The 19,670-nt window shown below is 64.3% G+C and carries 18 protein-coding genes, 2 tRNA genes and 3 rRNA genes; 1 reads left to right on the forward strand and 22 read right to left on the reverse strand.

Annotated elements, in window-relative coordinates; genetic code table 11:
- Positions 1 to 8 precede the first annotated feature (8 nt).
- From rrf to CCZ27_RS09390, 7 genes are all read right to left on the reverse strand, one after another.
- Positions 9 to 122, reverse strand: a 5S ribosomal RNA gene (gene rrf, locus CCZ27_RS09360).
- A 119-nt stretch (positions 123 to 241) separates the two neighbouring features.
- Positions 242 to 3,124, reverse strand: a 23S ribosomal RNA gene (locus CCZ27_RS09365).
- Between the two features lie 254 nt (positions 3,125 to 3,378).
- Positions 3,379 to 3,454: transfer RNA gene (locus tag CCZ27_RS09370), tRNA-Ala, on the reverse strand.
- Between the two features lie 21 nt (positions 3,455 to 3,475).
- Positions 3,476 to 3,552 (reverse strand) — tRNA-Ile (locus CCZ27_RS09375).
- A gap of 77 nt (positions 3,553 to 3,629) precedes the next feature.
- Positions 3,630 to 5,165, reverse strand: a 16S ribosomal RNA gene (locus CCZ27_RS09380).
- The 16S, 23S and 5S rRNA genes sit together here with 2 tRNA genes alongside, the layout of an rRNA operon.
- A 478-nt stretch (positions 5,166 to 5,643) precedes the next feature.
- The gene (locus CCZ27_RS09385; RefSeq protein ID WP_096452373.1) at positions 5,644 to 6,402 is read right to left on the reverse strand and encodes an SDR family oxidoreductase; all 759 of its coding nucleotides are present in this window, start codon (positions 6,400 to 6,402) and stop codon (positions 5,644 to 5,646) included.
- A 62-nt stretch (positions 6,403 to 6,464) separates the two neighbouring features.
- Entirely contained in the window at positions 6,465 to 7,391 is a 927-nt protein-coding gene (locus CCZ27_RS09390) for a DMT family transporter (RefSeq protein WP_096447589.1), read from the reverse strand.
- 272 nt (positions 7,392 to 7,663) lie between these two features.
- On the opposite strand from CCZ27_RS09390, the gene trmA reads away from it, so the two are divergent.
- Entirely contained in the window at positions 7,664 to 8,752 is a 1,089-nt protein-coding gene (trmA, locus tag CCZ27_RS09395) for a tRNA (uridine(54)-C5)-methyltransferase TrmA (protein WP_096447591.1), read from the forward strand.
- 228 nt (positions 8,753 to 8,980) lie between these two features.
- On the opposite strand, the gene CCZ27_RS09400 is transcribed toward trmA, so the two are convergent.
- From CCZ27_RS09400 to CCZ27_RS23970, 15 genes are all read right to left on the reverse strand, one after another.
- A complete protein-coding gene (locus tag CCZ27_RS09400; protein ID WP_096447593.1) occupies positions 8,981 to 10,558 on the reverse strand; it encodes a prealbumin-like fold domain-containing protein in 1,578 nt (525 codons plus the stop codon).
- 155 nt (positions 10,559 to 10,713) lie between these two features.
- Entirely contained in the window at positions 10,714 to 10,914 is a 201-nt protein-coding gene (locus CCZ27_RS09405) for a hypothetical protein (RefSeq protein ID WP_096447595.1), read from the reverse strand.
- Complete coding sequence (locus CCZ27_RS09410; RefSeq protein ID WP_157748521.1) at positions 10,911 to 11,438, reverse strand: hypothetical protein; 528 nt, start codon at positions 11,436 to 11,438, stop codon at positions 10,911 to 10,913. The genes CCZ27_RS09405 and CCZ27_RS09410 overlap by 4 nt, the downstream gene beginning before the upstream one ends.
- A complete protein-coding gene (locus CCZ27_RS09415) occupies positions 11,422 to 12,048 on the reverse strand; it encodes a regulatory protein GemA (RefSeq protein WP_096447599.1) in 627 nt (208 codons plus the stop codon). The genes CCZ27_RS09410 and CCZ27_RS09415 overlap by 17 nt, the downstream gene beginning before the upstream one ends.
- A gap of 2 nt (positions 12,049 to 12,050) precedes the next feature.
- Entirely contained in the window at positions 12,051 to 12,533 is a 483-nt protein-coding gene (locus CCZ27_RS09420; protein WP_157748522.1) for a hypothetical protein, read from the reverse strand.
- Positions 12,530 to 12,739: a hypothetical protein gene (locus CCZ27_RS23485; RefSeq protein ID WP_157748523.1), complete on the reverse strand. Its 210-nt coding sequence runs from the start codon at positions 12,737 to 12,739 to the stop codon at positions 12,530 to 12,532. The genes CCZ27_RS09420 and CCZ27_RS23485 overlap by 4 nt, the downstream gene beginning before the upstream one ends.
- A complete protein-coding gene (locus tag CCZ27_RS09425) occupies positions 12,736 to 13,047 on the reverse strand; it encodes a hypothetical protein (protein WP_096447603.1) in 312 nt (103 codons plus the stop codon). The genes CCZ27_RS23485 and CCZ27_RS09425 overlap by 4 nt, the downstream gene beginning before the upstream one ends.
- 1 nt (position 13,048) lies before the next feature.
- A complete protein-coding gene (locus CCZ27_RS09430) occupies positions 13,049 to 13,759 on the reverse strand; it encodes a hypothetical protein (protein ID WP_096447605.1) in 711 nt (236 codons plus the stop codon).
- Positions 13,756 to 14,205, reverse strand: coding sequence for a host-nuclease inhibitor Gam family protein (locus tag CCZ27_RS09435; protein WP_157748524.1), 450 nt, complete (start codon positions 14,203 to 14,205; stop codon positions 13,756 to 13,758). Before CCZ27_RS09435 ends, CCZ27_RS09430 begins: the two co-directional genes overlap by 4 nt.
- Before the next feature lie 249 nt (positions 14,206 to 14,454).
- A complete protein-coding gene (locus tag CCZ27_RS23490; RefSeq protein WP_157748525.1) occupies positions 14,455 to 14,856 on the reverse strand; it encodes a hypothetical protein in 402 nt (133 codons plus the stop codon).
- On the reverse strand, positions 14,853 to 15,200 hold the full coding sequence (locus CCZ27_RS09445) for a hypothetical protein (protein WP_096447612.1): 348 nt from the start codon (positions 15,198 to 15,200) through the stop codon (positions 14,853 to 14,855). Before CCZ27_RS09445 ends, CCZ27_RS23490 begins: the two co-directional genes overlap by 4 nt.
- Positions 15,201 to 15,202: 2 nt before the next feature.
- Positions 15,203 to 15,580, reverse strand: a complete 378-nt coding sequence (locus CCZ27_RS09450) for a hypothetical protein (RefSeq protein ID WP_157748526.1) — start codon at positions 15,578 to 15,580, stop codon at positions 15,203 to 15,205.
- Positions 15,577 to 16,755 carry an ExeA family protein gene (locus tag CCZ27_RS09455; RefSeq protein ID WP_096447616.1) on the reverse strand — a complete coding sequence of 393 codons (1,179 nt, stop codon included), beginning with the start codon at positions 16,753 to 16,755 and terminating at the stop codon, positions 15,577 to 15,579. The genes CCZ27_RS09450 and CCZ27_RS09455 overlap by 4 nt, the downstream gene beginning before the upstream one ends.
- On the reverse strand, positions 16,755 to 18,557 hold the full coding sequence (locus CCZ27_RS09460) for a DDE-type integrase/transposase/recombinase (RefSeq protein WP_157748527.1): 1,803 nt from the start codon (positions 18,555 to 18,557) through the stop codon (positions 16,755 to 16,757). The genes CCZ27_RS09455 and CCZ27_RS09460 overlap by 1 nt, the downstream gene beginning before the upstream one ends.
- Positions 18,533 to 19,660, reverse strand: a complete 1,128-nt coding sequence (locus CCZ27_RS23970; RefSeq protein ID WP_198363305.1) for a hypothetical protein — start codon at positions 19,658 to 19,660, stop codon at positions 18,533 to 18,535. Before CCZ27_RS23970 ends, CCZ27_RS09460 begins: the two co-directional genes overlap by 25 nt.
- Positions 19,661 to 19,670: the final 10 nt, after the last annotated feature.

The following is a 19,670-nucleotide window of genomic DNA, read 5'->3' on the forward strand; positions in this document are numbered from 1 at the left end:
GTAGGGTAGTCTGACGATGACCTACTTTCACGAGGGCGGACCTCACTATCATCGGCGCGGTCTTGTTTCACGGTCCTGTTCGGGATGGGCAGGGGTGGTTCCAAGACGCTATGGTCGTCAGACTGTGACTGTTGCTTTGCGCGTTGCGGCGCGAAGCCAAAGTGTCGAAGAAGCGTTGTGTGATTGGTGTGACACGTGTGGGTGTGACACGTGTGCGAGTATCGCGGTTGTCCAAGGTTATAGGATCAAGCCGCACGGGCAATTAGTATCGGTTAGCTTAACGTGTTGCCACGCTTCCACACCCGACCTATCAACGTGGTGGTCTTCCACGACCCTTCAGGGGGCTCTGGGCCCCGGGGAAGTCTCATCTTGAGGCGAGTTTCCCGCTTAGATGCTTTCAGCGGTTATCTCTTCCGCACATAGCTACCCGGCGATGCGACTGGCGTCACAACCGGTACACCAGGGGTGCGTCCACTCCGGTCCTCTCGTACTAGGAGCAGGCCCTCTCAAACTTCCAGCGCCCACGGCAGATAGGGACCAAACTGTCTCACGACGTTTTAAACCCAGCTCACGTACCACTTTAAATGGCGAACAGCCATACCCTTGGGACCGGCTACAGCCCCAGGATGTGATGAGCCGACATCGAGGTGCCAAACTCCGCCGTCGATGTGAACTCTTGGGCGGAATCAGCCTGTTATCCCCAGAGTACCTTTTATCCGTTGAGCGATGGCCCTTCCATACAGAACCACCGGATCACTATGACCTGCTTTCGCACCTGCTCGACGTGTGGGTCTCGCAGTCAAGCCACCTTTTGCCATTGCACTATCAGTACGATGTCCGACCGTACCTAGGTGACCTTCGTACTCCTCCGTTACCTTTTGGGAGGAGACCGCCCCAGTCAAACTGCCCACCATGCACGGTCCCCGACCCGGATTCACGGGTCTGGGTTAGAACCTCGACGACACCAGGGTGGTATTTCAAGGATGGCTCCACCGGAACTAGCGTTCCGGCTTCCTAGCCTCCCACCTATCCTACACAAGTCCCGTCAAAGTCCAATGCAAAGCTACAGTAAAGGTTCATGGGGTCTTTCCGTCTAGCCGCGGGGAGATTGCATCTTCACAAACATTTCAACTTCGCTGAGTCTCAGGAGGAGACAGTGTGGCCATCGTTACGCCATTCGTGCAGGTCGGAACTTACCCGACAAGGAATTTCGCTACCTTAGGACCGTTATAGTTACGGCCGCCGTTTACCGGGGCTTCGATCAAGAGCTTGCACCCCATCACTTAACCTTCCGGCACCGGGCAGGCGTCACACCCTATACGTCCACTTTCGTGTTTGCAGAGTGCTGTGTTTTTAATAAACAGTCGCAGCCACCGATTCTCTGCGGCCCCTTCGCCCTTCGGCTGTTCGCCTACAAGCTAACGGGGCATACCTTCTCCCGAAGTTACGGTATCAATTTGCCGAGTTCCTTCTCCTGAGTTCTCTCAAGCGCCTTGGTATGCTCTACCAGCCCACCTGTGTCGGTTTGCGGTACGGTCACTCTATGACTGAAGCTTAGAGGCTTTTCCTGGAAGCGGGGTATCCGTTGCTTCGGATCCGAGGATCCTCGTCATCATGCCTTGGCTCAGCCGCGCGGATTTGCCTACGCGGCACGCCTACACACTTAAACCGGGACGTCCAACACCCGGCCAACCTAACCTTCTCCGTCCCCCATCGCATCATAGAGCGGTACAGGAATATTGACCTGTTTCCCATCGACTACGCATTTCTGCCTCGCCTTAGGGGCCGACTCACCCTGCGCCGATGAACGTTGCGCAGGAAACCTTGGGCTTACGGCGAGGGTGCTTTTCACACCCTTTATCGCTACTCATGTCAGCATTCGCACTTCCGATACCTCCAGCATCCCTTACGAGACACCTTCGCAGGCTTACGGAACGCTCCCCTACCACGTGTCAAAGACACATCCGCAGCTTCGGTTCATGGCTTGAGCCCCGTTACATCTTCCGCGCAGGACGACTCGACTAGTGAGCTATTACGCTTTCTTTAAAGGGTGGCTGCTTCTAAGCCAACCTCCTAGCTGTCTGGGCCTTCCCACCTCGTTTGCCACTTAGCCATGCATTTGGGACCTTAGCTGGCGGTCTGGGTTGTTTCCCTCTTGACACCGGACGTTAGCACCCGATGTCTGTCTGCCGTATATCACTTTGCGGTATTCGGAGTTTGCTATCGCGGGGTAGATCGCAATGACCCCCCAACGATTACAGTGCTCTACCCCCGCAAGTGTCCGTACGACGCACTACCTAAATAGTTTTCGGGGAGAACCAGCTATTTCCGGATTTGTTTAGCCTTTCACCCCTATCCACAGCTCATCCCCTAACTTTTCAACGTTAGTGGGTTCGGACCTCCAGTACCTGTTACGGCACCTTCATCCTGGCCATGGATAGATCATCCGGTTTCGGGTCTACGCCCTGCAACTACGACGCCCTTATCAGACTCGCTTTCGCTACGCCTCCCCTACTCGGTTAAGCTCGCTACAGAACGTAAGTCGCTGACCCATTATACAAAAGGTACGCAGTCACCCCTTTCGAGGCTCCCACTGTTTGTATGCATGCGGTTTCAGGATCTATTTCACTCCCCTCCCGGGGTTCTTTTCGCCTTTCCCTCACGGTACTGGTTCACTATCGGTCGATCACGAGTATTTAGCCTTGGAGGATGGTCCCCCCATCTTCAGACAGGATTACACGTGTCCCGCCCTACTTGTCGCACGCTCAGACCCGCCACCGGCTTTTCGCATACGGGACTCTCACCCTGTATCGTCGGACTTTCCAGACCGTTTTGCTAAGCTGATGGTTTTGTCGTGCAGGCTCTTCCGTGTTCGCTCGCCACTACTTACGGAATCTCGGTTGATTTCTGTTCCTGCGGCTACTTAGATGTTTCAGTTCGCCGCGTTCGCCTCCTCAGACCTATGGATTCGGTCTGGGATACCCCTTGCGGGGTGGGTTTCCCCATTCGGACATCTCCGGATCAAAGCTCTATTGCCAGCTCCCCGAAGCTTTTCGCAGGCTTACACGTCCTTCATCGCCTGTGATCGCCAAGGCATCCACCACATGCACTTCGTCGCTTGATCCTATAACCTTGGCTCCTCCTCGCGCTCACGCGCTCGAAGAGCCGGCCATAGGCGAACTCGCTTGTGCGGTCCGGGCTGTGCTGACCACGCAGCCCGAACCGATGCAATCACACAACTTGCAGCGCGCACCGGCTCGATGCGCACTGCACTTCTTCCACTTTGTTAAAGAACGAACCTTCCGGCCGATATCGCTATCGTCCAAGAAGCCAGACATGACGACGGCACCCATCGCCAGGTCTGGCTTCTCGAAGCGCTGGTGGAGCTGGTCGGGATCGAACCGACGACCTACGGCTTGCAAAGCCGCCGCTCTCCCAGCTGAGCTACAGCCCCTCCCGACAGACCGCTTGAGTTTGGTGGGTCTGGTTGGATTCGAACCAACGACCCCCGCCTTATCAAGACGGTGCTCTAACCGACTGAGCTACAGACCCTCAAACGCCTTCGAGGCTCTTGGTCTGAACAACCGATAAGCTGTGGATGCCACGGCCGGTCGTGGCGTCTTCTCTTGAAAGGAGGTGATCCAGCCGCACCTTCCGATACGGCTACCTTGTTACGACTTCACCCCAGTCATGAATCTCACCGTGGTAAGCGCCCTCCCGAAGGTTAAGCTACCTACTTCTGGTGAAACCCACTCCCATGGTGTGACGGGCGGTGTGTACAAGACCCGGGAACGTATTCACCGCAGCATGCTGATCTGCGATTACTAGCGATTCCGACTTCACGCAGTCGAGTTGCAGACTACGATCCGGACTACGATCGGCTTTAAGGGATTGGCTCCACCTCGCGGCTTGGCAACCCTCTGTACCGACCATTGTATGACGTGTGAAGCCCTACCCATAAGGGCCATGAGGACTTGACGTCATCCCCACCTTCCTCCGGTTTGTCACCGGCAGTCTCACTAGAGTGCCCAACCAAATGATGGCAACTAGTGACAAGGGTTGCGCTCGTTGCGGGACTTAACCCAACATCTCACGACACGAGCTGACGACAGCCATGCAGCACCTGTGTCCAGGCTCCCGAAGGCACCCTCGGCTCTCACCAAGGTTCCTGGCATGTCAAGGGTAGGTAAGGTTTTTCGCGTTGCATCGAATTAATCCACATCATCCACCGCTTGTGCGGGTCCCCGTCAATTCCTTTGAGTTTTAACCTTGCGGCCGTACTCCCCAGGCGGTCGACTTCACGCGTTAGCTGCGTTACTCAGCGCATTGCTGCACCGAACAACTAGTCGACATCGTTTAGGGCGTGGACTACCAGGGTATCTAATCCTGTTTGCTCCCCACGCTTTCGTGCATGAGCGTCAGTACAGGCCCAGGGGGCTGCCTTCGCCATCGGTGTTCCTCCACATCTCTACGCATTTCACTGCTACACGTGGAATTCCACCCCCCTCTGCCGTACTCCAGCCGTGCAGTCACAAGCGCAGTTCCCAGGTTAAGCCCGGGGATTTCACACCTGTCTTACACGACCGCCTGCGCACGCTTTACGCCCAGTAATTCCGATTAACGCTCGCACCCTACGTATTACCGCGGCTGCTGGCACGTAGTTAGCCGGTGCTTCTTAGTCCGGTACCGTCATCCGAACGCTATGTTAGAGCGTCCGATTTCTTCCCGGCCGAAAGAGCTTTACAACCCGAAGGCCTTCTTCACTCACGCGGCATGGCTGGATCAGGGTTGCCCCCATTGTCCAAAATTCCCCACTGCTGCCTCCCGTAGGAGTCTGGGCCGTGTCTCAGTCCCAGTGTGGCGGATCATCCTCTCAGACCCGCTACGGATCGTCGCCTTGGTGAGCCTTTACCTCACCAACAAGCTAATCCGACATCGGCCGCTCCAATCGCGCGAGGTCCGAAGATCCCCCGCTTTCCCCCTCAGGGCGTATGCGGTATTAGCGTACCTTTCGATACGTTATCCCCCACGAATGGGCACGTTCCGATGCATTACTCACCCGTTCGCCACTCGCCGGCGGGCCGAAGCCCCCGCTGCCGTTCGACTTGCATGTGTAAAGCATGCCGCCAGCGTTCAATCTGAGCCAGGATCAAACTCTTAAGTTCAATCCTACAAGGTACTCAAAATCATTACTGACTGTAATGCGAGTACCCAATCATTGCGAAACCAGGCAGCTCTCGCTGCCCGCCACAACGACCTGGCACCCACACTTATCGGTTGTTCAACTTTTTAAAGAACCGCTGCATCGCTGCAGCAGAGAAACGAAATTATGGCCAACTCCGGACAACCCGTCAACCCCCAGCGCGACGGACGTTTCCAAAACAACGGCGCCCACCACGCCGCGCTTCCCGCTTCCCCCGCCCGCCTCAACGCGCCAACGCTCCCGCAGGGAATCGCGCCGACGAAAGAGAGCCGCGCAGTATAAGCGCCCGGAAACGACTGTCAATGCCCCACGCACCGGGGCAAGGGCGACCTGGTACGTCCGGTCCCGCCGACACGGAAATGCCGGCATGGTGGTGACGCAGCGTCGAAGCGTCGGACGCCGGTGCGGGAAACCCTCCCGGCGCGGCCGGGCCGCCGCCGTCATTGCCGATGGATTGCGAAACCGCTCCAGGTCTGGCTCACCGGCATGATTTCCAGATTGTTGATGTTGATGTGCGGCGGCTGGTTCATCAGCCAGAAGCAGGTTTCGGCGATGTCTTCCGGCTGGACCGGATCGGCGCCCGCATAGGTTGCGGCGTAGCGGGCCTGATCGCCGCCGAAGCGCACCAGCGTGAATTCGCTCTCGCACAGGCCCGGTTCGAGATCGGTGACCCGAACGCCGGTGCCGACGAGATCGCAGCGCAGGCCGAGCGAGAACTGGCGCACGAATGCCTTCGTTCCGCCATACACGTTGCCTCCCGGGTACGGCCAGTTCCCCGCGACGGAGCCGATGTTCACGATGCTCGCCCCCGCGCCGTGGGCGATGAGCCTGGGGAGCAGCATGCGCGTCGTGTACATCAGCCCCTTCACGTTGGTATCGACCATCGTGTCCCATTCGTCGAGGCTGCACTGCTGCGCCGGGTTGATCCCCAGGGCGAGGCCGGCGTTGTTGATCAGGCCGCGCAGAGTCGCGAATTCCGCAGGAAGGCCATCGATGGATTCCTGCATCGCCTGCCTGTCCCGCACGTCGACGGCCAGCGGCAGCACGGAGGTCGTGGTGGACAGTTCCCCGGCAAGCGCCTGCAGGCGGTCCTGGCGGCGTCCCGTGACGACCAGTTTCCATCCGGCAGCGGCGAAACGCCGGGCGCATGCCTCGCCAAACCCCGAGGTGGCACCGGTGATGAAGAGCGTCGAATCCATGATTTCTCCGTAATGACGGCCAGCGACCGATCCATCCGCCGGCCGGAGCGGCCCGTTCCGCGTCAGGCGGAACCGCGCGCCGCCGTGGCGGGGCGGACCGCCGGGCTGCGCCACATCGTCGCAACGATGCCGCTGAACACCAGCGCCATGCCGAGGTAGTGATACCACTGCGGACTCTCGCCCAGCAGCAGTGCCGACAGGATGGACGCGAAAACGGGTTGCAGATGGATGAACAGCGAGCCGATCGACGGCCCGACTTCACTGACACCCGCATTGAAGCAGACGAACCCGAGGAAGGCGGCGACGATCCCGGCGTAGAGGATACCGGCCACCGAGCCCGCATGCAGATTGATGGTGGCGCCGGACGCCACCTCCCACGCATACATGGGCGCCATCACGGCCAGCCCCACCACGATGAAGGATGCCAGCAGCAGCATCGGATGCACGCCCTGGGGCCGCCACTGCAGCCCCACCGTATAGATGCTCCATGCGAGCACCGCTGCCAGCATCCAGACGTCGCCGGTGTTGAGCTGCAGCCCGAGCAGCGTATCCATGCTGCCGCGGCCGATCAGCACGATCACGCCGGCCAGCGACACCAGCACGCCGACGGCTTCCATCCGTCCCAGCCGCTTGCCGAGAAAGACGAAGGCCAGCGCGATGGTGGCGACCGGGATGAAGGAGTTCAGCAGCGTGGCGCTGGTCGCGGTCGTGTACTGCACCGCGATGTAGGAAAAGGTGTTGTAGAACCCGACCCCGAACACGCCGAGAAAGATCACCCGCTTCCACGCGGCGCGCAACGCGGGCCATTGCGCCCTCAGGTGCGGCAACGCAAGCGGGAGCACGCAGGCAAAGGCTATCATCCACCGCCAGAAGGCCAGGGCGATCGGAGGCAGGTCGGCGCGCAGGCCGCGGCTCATGACCATATTGCCGGCCCAGAAGAGCGACGTCACGGTGAGGAGCAGATAGGCGGTGATGCGTGCGCGTGTCATTTCGATTGCCCGCAGCAGCGGGGGAGTTTCGGAGTGCAGATCATCGTTGTCATTCCTGTCTGGATAAAGATGCCTCTTCCGCCAAGACCGTTCCACCCAGACCAACAATCCCATCGGATGCGCCGTGCGACCGGCGCCGCTCCGGGTCCGGCGTACCGCGCGGCGATTCCCCTTTCGCGCCGCCGGGCAAAGGCCGGCGCCACCCGCTTCACGTAGAATCCGCCCTCCGGCCCTCCCCGGCCCGCTCCATCCAGACCATCGCACGACCGAACATGCCGCTTCCCAGCTTCAACCCCGTCGAATATTCGGCCCAGCTCGCCGCCAAGGCCGACCGTTTCAGGGCGGATTTCGCCGCCCTCGGGCTGCCCGAGCCCGCGATCTTCGATTCCGAGCCGCTGCACTACCGCCTGCGCGCCGAATTCCGCATGTGGCACCACGACGGCCGCATCGACTATGCCATGTACGATCCGGCCGAACCTGGAAAGCCGGTGCTGATCGACGAATTCCCCGCCGCCGCCGCCCCCATCTGCGCCGTGATGCCGCGCCTGCGCGATCGCGTGCAGGCATCCGAAACCCTGAAGCGCCGCCTGTTCCAGGTCGAGTTTCTCGCCACCCAGAGCGGCGAGCTGATGGCCAGCCTCGTCTATCATCGCCCGCTGGACGGGCAATGGGAACCGGCCGCCCGCGAACTGGCCGCGGATCTGGACATCCGGCTGATCGGGCGCAGCCGCGGGCAGAAGATCGTCCTCGACCGCGACTGGCTGCTGGAAGAATTCGAACTCGACGGCCGGCACCTGCGCTACCAGCAGATCGAAGGCAGCTTCACCCAGCCGAACGGCGGCGTGAACCGCAAGATGCTCGCCTGGGCCCGCGCGCAGGCGGTGGGAACGGGCGCAGACCTGCTCGAACTCTACTGCGGCAACGGCAACTTCACGATCGCGCTCGCGCCCCTGTTCGACCGCGTCCTCGCCACCGAACTCAGCAAGTCGTCCGTCGGCGCGGCGCGCTACAACCTTGAGGCGAACGCGGTGGACAACGTGACCATGGTCCGCATGTCCAGCGACGAGATCAGCGACGCGTTCGCCGGCGGCCGCGAATATCGCCGCATGCGCGGAATCGATCTCGGCGCCTACCGGTTCGGCACGCTGTTCGTCGATCCGCCGCGCGGCGGCCTGGACGAAGCCACGCTGCGGCTCGCCGGACGCTTCGACAACATCCTGTACATCTCCTGCAACCCCGCGACCCTGCGGGAAAACGTCGAAGCGCTGCAGGACACGCACCGCATCGGCGCCGCCGCGGCCTTCGACCAGTTCCCCTACACCCCCCATCTGGAATGCGGCCTGCACCTGGTGCGCCGCTAGCCGGCACCCGCTAGCCGGCGGCCCGCGAGACGGAACCTGCAGCCGCCGCCTGCGCCCCTGCGGGTCGCCCGCGCGCCCCGGCCGCGCTCCGCGCCCCGGCTCTGTGGCCTGCCGGCCACAGCGCGCTCCAGCGGGCGAAGCAGTGCTTCGCTTTTCGGCCTCCGCCCCGCACGGGGAGCAGGAGCGCGATGCAGTTCAGCCAAGCCAACCGCATCGCGCTCGATCCACTCAATCCACCGTCACCGTGTAGCGCACCGTGCCGCTGGCGCCCGGATTCACGCTGCCGTCCAGATGCCAGCCGATGAGCCCCTTGCCGGTGCCGGTCTGGGCCGGCGAGCATGGCGCCGCCGCGGCCGGCGGCGGGTTGGCCGGCGAGCGCAGGCTGCAGCCGGTCACCCCGCCCGGCAGCGGCAGGTCCGCCGCGGCCGACACGAAGGTGGTGTAGGCCGGCGTGCCGTCGCTGATCTGCATGTGGGTCAGCGGCTCCGCGCCGGTGTTGGTGTAGATCACCTCGTACTCCAGCGTGTCGCCCGAGCGGGCCTGGTTGCTCGTGCCGAAGGCGCCGCCGGTGCTCACGTTGCGCACGCGCTTCTGCAGCGTCAGCGCGCCCGACGACATCGTGGTGGTGTCGGTCACCGTGTAGGTCGCCACCAGGCCCGGCGCGGCGTTGGTGAAGGTCAGCGCCGCCTGCACCGGCACGCTGTTGGCCGCCCCGCTCGCCACCCCTTCGGGCACGAACTGCCGCATCACCACGCACACCACCTGGCCCTGCACCACGGTCTGCGGCACCGCCGGCGGATACAGCCTGGCGGCGCCGGACTGCAGCGTGCCGGTGCAGTCCGGGTCGGCATACACCACCTCGCTCCAGCCGCCGACCGCCGGCGTGCTGGTGCCCGCGCCGGTGGAGAACACCACGCTGCCGCCCGTGCCCGCGGTGAAGCTGTGGCCATGCACGGCCGCGCCGCCGCCGGGCCCCGTCTTGCTGCTGTCGGACTGCAGCGTGCTGTCCGGCACCACGCCGAAGTCCAGCGTCAGCACGCCGGTGGCGGGCGCGGTGAACGCCTGCCGCTGGCCGGCGCGGTCGTAGGTGTAGCTCACCCCGCCCACGCTGGTGGCCGTGCCGTCGGGCGTGGGCGTGCCCGCCACGCTGGCGCCGGTGGCGCGGCGGGCCGACGGCACCGCCACGCTCACGCACACCGGCTGGCCCGCCGCGGCGGGCGGCACCTGCAGGCTGTAGCGGCCGGCGCTGTCGGTGGTGGCGCTGGCGTGGGGGGTGGCGGCGCAGTCGGTCAGGCTCACCGCCAGCCCGGCCAGCCCGGCCTCGGCGCCGTCCTGCACGCCGTTGTTGGGCGTGCCGGTGTTGGCCCCGCCGCTGGGCGCGCCGCCGTCGTTGAACACCGTGCCGCCGATGCCGTTCAGGGTATTGACGAAGGTGCAGGTGATGTCGGCCCCGGCCACCAGATTGGACGCGGCGATGCTCAGCACCTTGCCCGACAGGGTGCCGAAGGGCCCCGTGCCGTTGCCGCTGGCGGTGCCGTTGGCATCCACGCAACTGGCCGCGGCCGGGTTGGCCGGCCAGCCGGCGGGCACGGTGGCCTCGGTGATCGTCACCGCCGTGCCGGCGGTGCCCTCGATGCCGGCCGCGCCGGGCGCCGGCGTGCCGGCCACGCTGGTGACGATGGTGTCGGTGCTGGCCGACAGGCCCGTCATCTGGAAGCCGAAGCTGCCGGTGCCGCCGGTGGAGGTCTTGGCGATGCGCAGCCTGGGCTCGAGCAGCACGTCGATCGTATCGTCGGTGCGCCACACGGTCAGGCCCCCGCCATAGGGCGCCAGCTGATCACAGATGAGATAAATCCCAGGGGATCGACGCGATAAATGCGGGATGAGCCGGGGGCACCCGCGGGGTACTGGGAAGGCGTTTGCAACGGGATTGCGTCACGTGCAATCCCGTTGAAGGGATATCAACGCGACTTGAACCGGACGCGCACTTCGCGCTCGCCGTTAAAAATACAGAGGATGCCGCCCGCGAGTTCGCGGACTCTAGATGGGTCGAGGTTGAGGTATATAAACTCCTCGACCTCCGGAGTGGCGGGCCTCCAATCATCGTACCGTGATTTCACTTCGAGTGGATGGCGGGCCTTGAATAGCTCGTAGAAGGTCATGGCTGCTCGTCGGGGAAAAGGTTGCCTTGGCGACTCTTAAGGTCGGCAGCCATGAGAGGTCTCATGAGCTGACGTATGCGCTCGCTGGATAGATGGTACTCCAGCCCGGTGGCTCGGAAGTCCCCGCGGAAGTTGCGCCACATCTCGTCCAGGTTGCGCTCGGCGGCGATGTAGCGTGTCTTGGGTATGTATTCTCCCTTGGCGGTCTCGCGGACGGTGTCGAGGAGCTGCAGGGTGGCGACGTCGAGCCAAGCTGAGGGCATTGTGATGTGTGTGTCCAGGACGGCGCGCAGCCCATCGTAGAGCTTGCTGTATGCGACGTCGGCGAGCAGCTCGCTGGCGGCGAGGCTAGGGAAAGCGGGCAGACGGTGGCCGCCAACGGTGAGGCGGCAGGCGTGCATCAGCTCGATGGCGAGATGCTCGCGATCGGCGACCGGCATCGCCGGCTGCAGGCGTGTCAGCGCGGTATCCAGCTCGCAGGCGAGTAGGCTGAGCAACTCGTGAACGTCAGTAGGTGCATGCACGATCCACCTCGTCGAGCGACTGCCACGCAAGCTGCAGGGTGGCGAATGCCGCGGGATCACGAGTGGGGAACTGGTCGCCGATCCACGACTGCCGCGTGATGTGGAGGGGCAGCTTGCCGGTGGCCTGCATGCTCGCGATCCGCGCATCCAGCTTGGCCGGAAGCAGCCGCGCAGACCAAGCCTTGATACCCTCGACCAGCTTGTCCGGCCGCCGCGCCCATTGCAGCGCATCGACGCCGCCGCACGTACGCCTGGCAAACGATGTCAGCGCGGATTCGGAGGGGTCGCGGACGATGCCGATCCCGTGCAGCCACAGCCACAGTGCGCGCGCTTTCCGCGCCTCGGGACGATCATCCAGCTTGCGGTGCTCGCGCGGTTTCGCGGCGACCGGTTTTTGCGGCTCGAAGCCGGCGGCGCGCATGTGCTTGAGCACGGCCTCCAGCTGGTGGACGGCGAGATCGGCCGCAGAGCGCTTGCCGCCAGATTTCGCTGCAAGCAGGTCCCGATAGGTGTTGTCGTCCAGGCCGAGGCGGCTGCGGCCAGTCTGTATTGTCCTGATGAGGCGCTTACGCTGATCCTGGCGAGCTGCAGCGAAAGGGGCGGAAGCCATGGTCACCCTCCTTGCGTGACGGCGCCGTAGCTCTCCATCACGGACGCATCACGACTTTGCATGCGGCGTGTGCGCTGCTCGATAGCCGCCCAGGTATCCGCGTACTCCGGCCAGTCGCGCTCGACCACGACGCATTCGAGCGGCGGCCTGCCATCACGAACGCGCAGAGTGTCGATCGTCTGCTGCGCCTGCAGGATCTGCTGCCGGGTTTCGGCCGGCGCGTAGGCGTCGAGGTCGCTGAGCTTGATGACGATGTAGCGGGGCTCGCGGACGAAGGGGTCTGCCGTCGTTTGCAGCGGTCGCACGCCGGCGACCGGATGAAGGAGCGTGCGTACGCCGTCGGTGTGGGCATTGCGGAAACGGATGCGGTCGCCGCGGGCGATGGTCGAATTGATGATCACCGTGCCGTCCTGCACGCTTGCGCTCTTCGAAAGCGCCATGCACTTCTTGATCTTGTCGAGGATTTTCGCTTTTGCGTCCATCATTCCATTTCCTTGTCCGGCTCATCCTGATCCGGCTCAACCAGATCGGTCGCTACGTCCGCGACCTGGTCAGCGAGTTCGACGAGCTGAGCCATCACGTACTGATTGATGCCGTCCCAAGTCGCGGCCATGTTGATCAGGCGGAAGTACATGGCATAAAGGGTGCGGCGCTGGTTTCCCGCCAGATGACGGGGGTTGGGGGTGCTCATTGCTCATCCCCGCCGTCGCACCGGCTGCACAGATCCGCCTCGACCCAAAAGCAGCCGCCCGAGCAGGCGTGATCCCAAGTGCAGCCGCAGATGCGGCAGACTTGTGGTTCGGTGACGATGCGCCAGTACGAGTGGCTGCAGGGCTCGAAGGAAACTTCTTCGATCGTGACGCGCTGGAACTGGCCGAAGATCTTCCCGGCCAGGCGTTCAGCGGCCTGGCGAGGACCCGCGGTGCAGCTCGCGGTCAGCTTGCCGTGGCGGGCCACGTAACTGTCCATCGTTTGGCGGACCTTGATCGTGATTTCCATGTCAGCGGCTCTTTGCGATGGGTATCAGGCTCAACGCATCGGAGATCTTCTCGTGATCGATCTTGAGCAGTACATCGAAGATCTTCTGGCGCGCCTCGCGCAAGGAATTGCCACTCGGCGACAAATTCGATTCGTCAATCGGGTCAAGGTCGGTCAGCCGCAAGAAGTGGTTGGCGTCGCACAGCAGGCTATGCAGCACGCAGCGCTCGCCGCGCAACCGCTCCAGTTCGTGCCTCGCACACTGGATCGCGTAGCCAAAATCCTTGTCGCTGAAAACCCCGCGATGCACGAGCTTGCCCTCTTCGATATGCCCCTGTAGCACGCGAAGAAGGTGCAGCGCGTCCGTCATACCACCCCTCCCGGGGGGGGGCTCGGCCGCGAGCGCGCTGGCGGCGCAGGAACGCGCTGCAGCAACGTCGAAACCGTAGATCAGGGTTTCGCCACCGAGGCGACTGTTGGTGAACGTCATCAGCGGCACCCAGCCTGCCTTGCTCAGCACCGAATGCTGCCGCGTATTGGTGCTGGCGACGGTGCAGATCGCCAGGTCGTAGTGCTGCTGCACCAGCACATCGTTCTGGTGCCGCTTCAGGGCGCTTGCGCGCCCCTGTCCTCGCGCGTGCTCGACGATGAAAAAGCTGTGGCACAGTGCAATTTGAGGCTGCCCGGGCATCGGCTCGATCTCGTAGCTGCCGTACGACGTCGTGAGTCTCATGCCTTGGCCTCGGGCTCGTTGAGAATGGCTTCCTTGTTCACCTCGGATTTCTCCCGGATGAAGCGGTCCAGTCCCAGGCGGCGCAGGGCATCGAGCACGGCCTCGGCGCCGGTGATGCGCACCGAGGGGGGGCGGATGCGCCACGACACTTCACCGGTCGCGAACGCAGCGGTCTTGGTCTTTCCGCCCTGCGTGAGCGTGTCGCGGTTTGCTTCGCTCCAGATCTGCACACCCTGCGTGAGCGCGTCGATGCGCTGAGCGTGCGGTGCAGCGACGGTTTCCCATTTCTCCTTAACGTGTGCGAGTTCGTCGTTCATATCCGACTGAATGCGCGCCAGCTCACGCTGACGCTCACCGATTTCACGGATGTGGGCTGCGACCTGGTCGCGGGTTTGCGGTACGGGGATCTGTGCTGCGGCGGTCTTAGCTTTGCGCGGGGCGGCCATGGCAGGCTCCTTTTGTTTCGACGGGAAGAACATTCCGTGAGGCGTGAACGAGCGCTACTCGCGCTTGCGCCTCGGCGCGTCTCGAGTGCTCGGCTTGCGGGTCGTAGATGCGCACCGGGCGGGTGTCAGTCGTGGCTATCGAGCCGGCGGCTGACATGCCGTCCAGGAGCCATTGCGCGCCGGAAGCCGTAATGCCGATGTGGCGCGCGATCTCACTGATGAGCAGCGCGTCCGCGGCGCAACGGCCGATCACCACCTCGAGGATCGCGGCGCGATTTGCGTTGCCGCGGTGGCGAGTCCGGCGTTGCGGCACTTCTGGTTTTTCGGGGTCGGTGGAGGCCGGTGCGGGCCGACTGCGCGGCGCGTGGGCAATCGCGAGGGCCTGTCTGGCTGCGGCGGCGCAAGCGGAAGGCCGGTCGGCCAGATTGCGAGCCACGGCTCCTTGTCGGTCTTCATCCGCTGGACGTGGGCGGTGGTGACGCACTTGCTGGACACGAGCGCCTCCAGCGCTCTCTGCGCCAAAGGGGGTGTGATGCTGTCATCGCCCTTGTCGATCATGCGCGCAAGCACCTCGTCGGCGCGTGCCGGGTGCTTGCTCGTCGCCTTCGCGATTGCCCGCAGGATGCCCGCCTGGATGTCGATCAAGCTCATCGCGGCTCGCTCCAGGTGATGCGCACGCCGTAGAGCACGGCCAGGCCGGTAACGCCGTCGGACGTTCGAATCCAGGTGACGCGCCCGACTGCATCGAGCAGCGGTGCAATGCTCCGGTCGAGGCTGCGCCGGATCGTGATCGTCGGGTGGCCGATGGCGGGCCAGGCTCCTGCGATGTCCTCGCGGATGACGTCGATATTCCAGCTGCGCAGCTGCCGCGCGACCGTGTTGAGTGCCTGCAGGCGGTCGACGGTACGGTCCGTGAGTACGTGCACGGGTGCCGGGCCGGGTGCCGGAATGCACTGCCTGTGCTTGAGGCGGATGGGGATGATGGTGGTGTCCATGGTTAAGGCGTTTCCTCCAGTGCGGCCAGTCCGGGCAGATCGACCGGAAGACCGTTGTCTTGGGCGTGTGCGAGGGTGGCCATGGCGTCGGCGATGGCGTCACAGAGCGCTTCGCGGCAGCCTTTGGCGTCCATCTCGATGCCGTGCTGATTGCGGTAGTCGGCGTCCCGCTGGACGGTGGTGCGCAACACGGCAGCGAGGTCGGCGAGCAAATCGGGGGCGATCACAAACAGGTCGCCGATCGCGCCGGCCCGGACGATGGCGATCAGGCGGCCGTCGGCGTCGTGGATCGAACTCAATGCATCGACGCCATCGGCCGCCGTGCCGCGACGGGCGTACCAGGGGCGCGGCGGCAGGGCGACAGGGGGGGGTGTCATCACGCTCCCATCCTCCATTCCTGGACGATGTCAGCGCTCACCTGTGCCGCCCCGAGGCTCGCAGCAAAATTCATGACGCTCACTGCGCAATTTCCTGTCATCAGGGGATAGGCCAGGCTGGTCGTCACCTCGCGCTCAACGCCGCCCTGGCGGACCGTCTGGCGGCTCACCAGGCGCTGTTCGAGGGCCGCGACGGCCCCGGGCTCCCACACTTTGCTCAGCTCGCCGCCTGCGCGCGCGAAACGGTGCGCCATGTACTCCGCCATGTATTTGCCCAGGGGCTGCAGCTCGCAGCGCTCCGCGCGCTGACCCACTTCACGCAAACTTGGCTTGGAGAGCCTCGTGTGCAGTTCTTGCTGGCCGATCAGGAGAACGCCCAGCGCTGCGCCCCAGCCGTTGTTGGACTCACGCAGGCTCTTGAGACTTTGCAGCGTCACGGTCGGCGTCCGGTGCGCCTCCTCGATGACCAGGCACACTGGCGCGGCGGCCTCCATGAGCATGTCGCGCAGCTGCGCAGCGCGGTCTTCGCGGTTGCGCTTGAGCGGCTCGCTCGGGTCCAGTGCCATCGCGATCGCGTGGTAGATATCATCGATCCGCAGCGTGTGGCCCTTGCGGTCCGTTTCGGTCATGCCGATCGTGGCCCGCGGGTTGATGACGATCGCGCGCCCTTCGACGCGATCCAGCAGCAGCTTGCGCAATTCCGTCTTGCCGCTGCCCGACTCGCCGTAGATCGCGATGAAGCGGCGGTTGAGCACGGCGCTCTCCATATCGATCAAGCGCTCACGCATGTGGGGTGTCAGATACACGTCGTCCGGCCCATCCAAATCGACATGGAACGGGTTGCGGCGCAGGCCGAAGCGTTCCCTTGCGCGTTGCGACAAGGGTTGCGGGTCCAGTAACATGGTTGCTCCTTCATGGGTCTTGGATGATGTGGGGGAATCCGGAGCCGGGTCGTTGGCGCGATCCGGCTCCATCTCGAATACGCCCGGCACGCCCAGGCCACGGGCGTCCAGCCAGGCCAGAATTGCCGTTTCCAGGTCCAGTCGCGTGCGGGTCCTCGGCCAGATGTCGTGGTTGAGGATCTGCGCCACCGCGGCATCGCTCACGCCCAAGTGGCGGGCGAGATCGGATTGGCGCAGGTGCGCCAGGCGCAGCACGATCTTGAGTTGCAGTGCCATCACGCCACCCGCTCGATTCGCTCGGCCGCCGGCGGCGGCGGCGCGACGGATGCATCGGCGGTACTGCCGAACTGCGTGATCAGCGCACCGATCTGTTGCTCCGGCACGCCCTTGGTCCAGCGCCGGCTGATCCACTCGAATTCCGCGTCGGTCAGCTCGCGCGCCAGGCCGTCGCGGATCAGGCGTGCCGCACGCACCAGCGAAATCACCATCGCCGGCGCTGTCTCAAGCGCGCGGGTTGCGGCGGCCTCGGGCACCTCGGCTGGCAGATCGGCTTCGCGGGCGCGCTTGAGGGGATCGATGCCGAAGGCTTCGAGCGGCACCGTGTCCTTCCTGCGCAATTTCTTTTCTGCAGCCTTCAGCGCGGCCTCGCCCGCGATCAGCTTTGTGACTGCCTTGCGGTTGGCGTCGATCGCCGTGTCGGGCGGCGCGCTGTAGTCCACGCCGATGGTTGCGCCGTGCGTCGGGTACTGCCCGGCCTCATCGCGGACCATCTCCGGCAACGGAAACTGCAGTTCGCGGCCCCTGTCGTCATCGCGGATCAGCACCACCTCGCCGTCGCGCCACGGATTGAGGCACACCTGCACCGTCTCGCCGACGCGGATGTCAGGCACGTGGCCGACGTAGTAGCGTCCGCCCTCGTACGCGACGGACAGGTCGCCCGCCACCGTGGGTGTCTTCGGGTCGCGGATCGCGAGATCGCGCATCGCGGCCTCACTCGGCGGCGCGATCAAGTACTCCGCCACCTCCTGGGCCCAGCCCGCGAAGCGGGTACGCCCGTGGCGGCTGTGGATGGCCGTGGTGTTGAACCAGCGCTGCCAGACGCCGCCCAGGCGGTTGAGATCGTCCAGCCCGCGGATCTCGCGCCCGAGCAACTTGAGACCGTGCTCGAAGTTGCGCTCCACGATGTTGTGTCCGACTTCGACCTGACCCTTCGCGCGCGGATTGCCCGGCTTGTTGATGATGAGGTTGATGCCCATGCGCCGGCACAGCCGGCGGAACTGACTGCCGGTCTGCGCCGAGCCTGGGTCCACCATCAGGTGATTGGGAGTGCCCCACAGCATTCCGCGCGCATCGTCCGGGCGCAGCATGCTGCGGATGAGGTGGTCGCAGGCATGTTCGCCGCTCTCCGCGCCCTGCACGTAGCCCAGCCGCATCATCCCCCAGCGGTGCTCGGTCATCAGGTAACGGATCACCATCTGCCCGGCGATTCGGTTCCAGTTTTGCGGCTTGCCGGCATAGAACTCGGCTTCCGTCATTTCGCGGATCATTGCCCCTTCGCGGGGCAGGTAATAGATCACGCACACCGAGGCGTCCATCTGCCAGCACCAGTTGGCGTGCGGGCTGGTGAGGTGCACGTAGGGCGTCTGCCGGTTGAGCTGCTCCGGGTGGAGTCCGTAATGGCGCAAGGCGCGGGTCACCGCGGCGTCCGAGAGCGTCACGACCTCCCCGGTCGCTGGAATCACCCGCTCCGCCCGCAAAATCCGGTTGGCGCGCAGCTCGGCCAGCGTCTGCGTCACACTGGCGCGCTGCTTGCCGTGCCGGCTGAAGGCGGACATCAAGTACGCGGAAATCATTTGCGCCTCGGCGTGGGTGAGCGTCAGCTGGCCGGCGTCCGACCTGCGTGAGCGGCGGCGCACGCCAACCACCCGATTTGCAAGACGATGGAAGCTCTGCGGGCTGATGCCGCCCAGCCGCTGGCACGCGTCAGCCACCACGCCGGACTTGCCGCCATGGGGGGCTGACATCCAGCGCTCCACGAATGGCATTGCGGCCACTAGCAGGGCGTCGTCATTCGGCATGACCGTCCCCCCCTTTGCGCGCCCGCCGCGAAATCATCGTCGAGCACCGTCCAGCCTTCGGCTGCCAGGCCGGCCTCGAGCGCCGCCGCGCCGATATCGCCGTTCAGGGGCTGCGGCACATCGTCGGCGCGCATCGCATCGAGCAACTCCATGTTGGTCAGCCAGGCCAGCTCCTGCGGCGTCTGCGTAGAGAGCGGAAGATCGATGCCGTAGTCCGACGCAAGAACTCGTGCCGCCTGGATGACCTGCTCGATCGCCTGGCGCTCGGCCAAGCGGGCGTGGTTGGGCGGCACCTCGTCGCCGAACTGCTCTTCGAGGGTCTGGATGTGCCGGCGCAGCCCTGCGGTGATACTCGCCACCACTCTCGTGGCGGCGGCGGACAGGGCGTCGAGCGCCCATTGTTCGCGCAGCGCGGCCTCTTCGGCAGGCGTGGGTTTCGGCTTGCCGGCGAGCTTGCGCTGGAGCTGGTCGATCTCGCTCTCCAGCTCGTTGATGCGCGCACTGCTGCGCTGCCGGTTACGCTCGCCGGCCTCCTTTTCCTCGGTCTTTTCGCGGCGGATCTTGCGCAACGCGGCGCGCAGCTCTGTGGTGCTCATGCGCGCCACGTCGTCCAGCGCCAGCTCGCCGGTTTGACCGGTGAGTGCGAGCTCCTCGACTTGCTCGTCGTCGAGGATGAGGAGTTCGAGGAGCTTGCTCTGACTACCAATGGCCCTCGCCAAATTCGCCGACGTCGGCGAATTTGGAATTTTCCTGGCCGCGGCCATGAAGCGGCCGGCGACGTTGACGTCGATCCCGAGCGCGGCCAGTTGTGGCCCGAACTGCCCATGCGCGCACGCCTCCTTCAGCACGATCAGGCCGCGTCCGATCTCCAGGCATGCCTCGACCGTGCGCCGCATGTTTGCCGCGATGTCGCGGGCGATGAGTTCCGGGCTGGTGGCGTCCGCCGGAAGCTGATAGCCGATCTGCAGCGCGACGGCGCGCACTCGTGCATCCTGCTGCTGCGCGACGACTCGTGCGGCATCGGCTGCCTGCAGGTCGGCCTCGACGGCCGTCAGATCGACGGGCGACTTCTCGGCGGGGGGCGGTAGGGGCTTACGCGGCATTGCGCACCTC

Origin of the sequence: Thauera sp. K11 (genome assembly GCF_002354895.1) — a bacterium.
GTDB classification, from domain to species: domain Bacteria; phylum Pseudomonadota; class Gammaproteobacteria; order Burkholderiales; family Rhodocyclaceae; genus Thauera; species Thauera sinica.

Coding starts and splice junctions, on each gene's coding strand:
- CCZ27_RS09385 (WP_096452373.1), bottom strand. CDS start 6,402: ATGGATTCGACGCTCTTCATCACCGGTGCCACCTCGGGGTTTGGCGAG.
- CCZ27_RS09390 (WP_096447589.1), bottom strand. CDS start 7,391: ATGACACGCGCACGCATCACCGCCTATCTGCTCCTCACCGTGACGTCG.
- trmA (WP_096447591.1), top strand. CDS start 7,664: ATGCCGCTTCCCAGCTTCAACCCCGTCGAATATTCGGCCCAGCTCGCC.
- CCZ27_RS09405 (WP_096447595.1), bottom strand. CDS start 10,914: ATGACCTTCTACGAGCTATTCAAGGCCCGCCATCCACTCGAAGTGAAA.
- CCZ27_RS09415 (WP_096447599.1), bottom strand. CDS start 12,048: ATGGCTTCCGCCCCTTTCGCTGCAGCTCGCCAGGATCAGCGTAAGCGC.
- CCZ27_RS09420 (WP_157748522.1), bottom strand. CDS start 12,533: ATGATGGACGCAAAAGCGAAAATCCTCGACAAGATCAAGAAGTGCATG.
- CCZ27_RS23485 (WP_157748523.1), bottom strand. CDS start 12,739: ATGAGCACCCCCAACCCCCGTCATCTGGCGGGAAACCAGCGCCGCACC.
- CCZ27_RS09425 (WP_096447603.1), bottom strand. CDS start 13,047: ATGGAAATCACGATCAAGGTCCGCCAAACGATGGACAGTTACGTGGCC.
- CCZ27_RS09430 (WP_096447605.1), bottom strand. CDS start 13,759: ATGAGACTCACGACGTCGTACGGCAGCTACGAGATCGAGCCGATGCCC.
- CCZ27_RS09435 (WP_157748524.1), bottom strand. CDS start 14,205: ATGGCCGCCCCGCGCAAAGCTAAGACCGCCGCAGCACAGATCCCCGTA.
- CCZ27_RS23490 (WP_157748525.1), bottom strand. CDS start 14,856: ATGAGCTTGATCGACATCCAGGCGGGCATCCTGCGGGCAATCGCGAAG.
- CCZ27_RS09445 (WP_096447612.1), bottom strand. CDS start 15,200: ATGGACACCACCATCATCCCCATCCGCCTCAAGCACAGGCAGTGCATT.
- CCZ27_RS09455 (WP_096447616.1), bottom strand. CDS start 16,755: ATGGCACTGCAACTCAAGATCGTGCTGCGCCTGGCGCACCTGCGCCAA.
- CCZ27_RS09460 (WP_157748527.1), bottom strand. CDS start 18,557: ATGCCGAATGACGACGCCCTGCTAGTGGCCGCAATGCCATTCGTGGAG.
- CCZ27_RS23970 (WP_198363305.1), bottom strand. CDS start 19,660: ATGCCGCGTAAGCCCCTACCGCCCCCCGCCGAGAAGTCGCCCGTCGAT.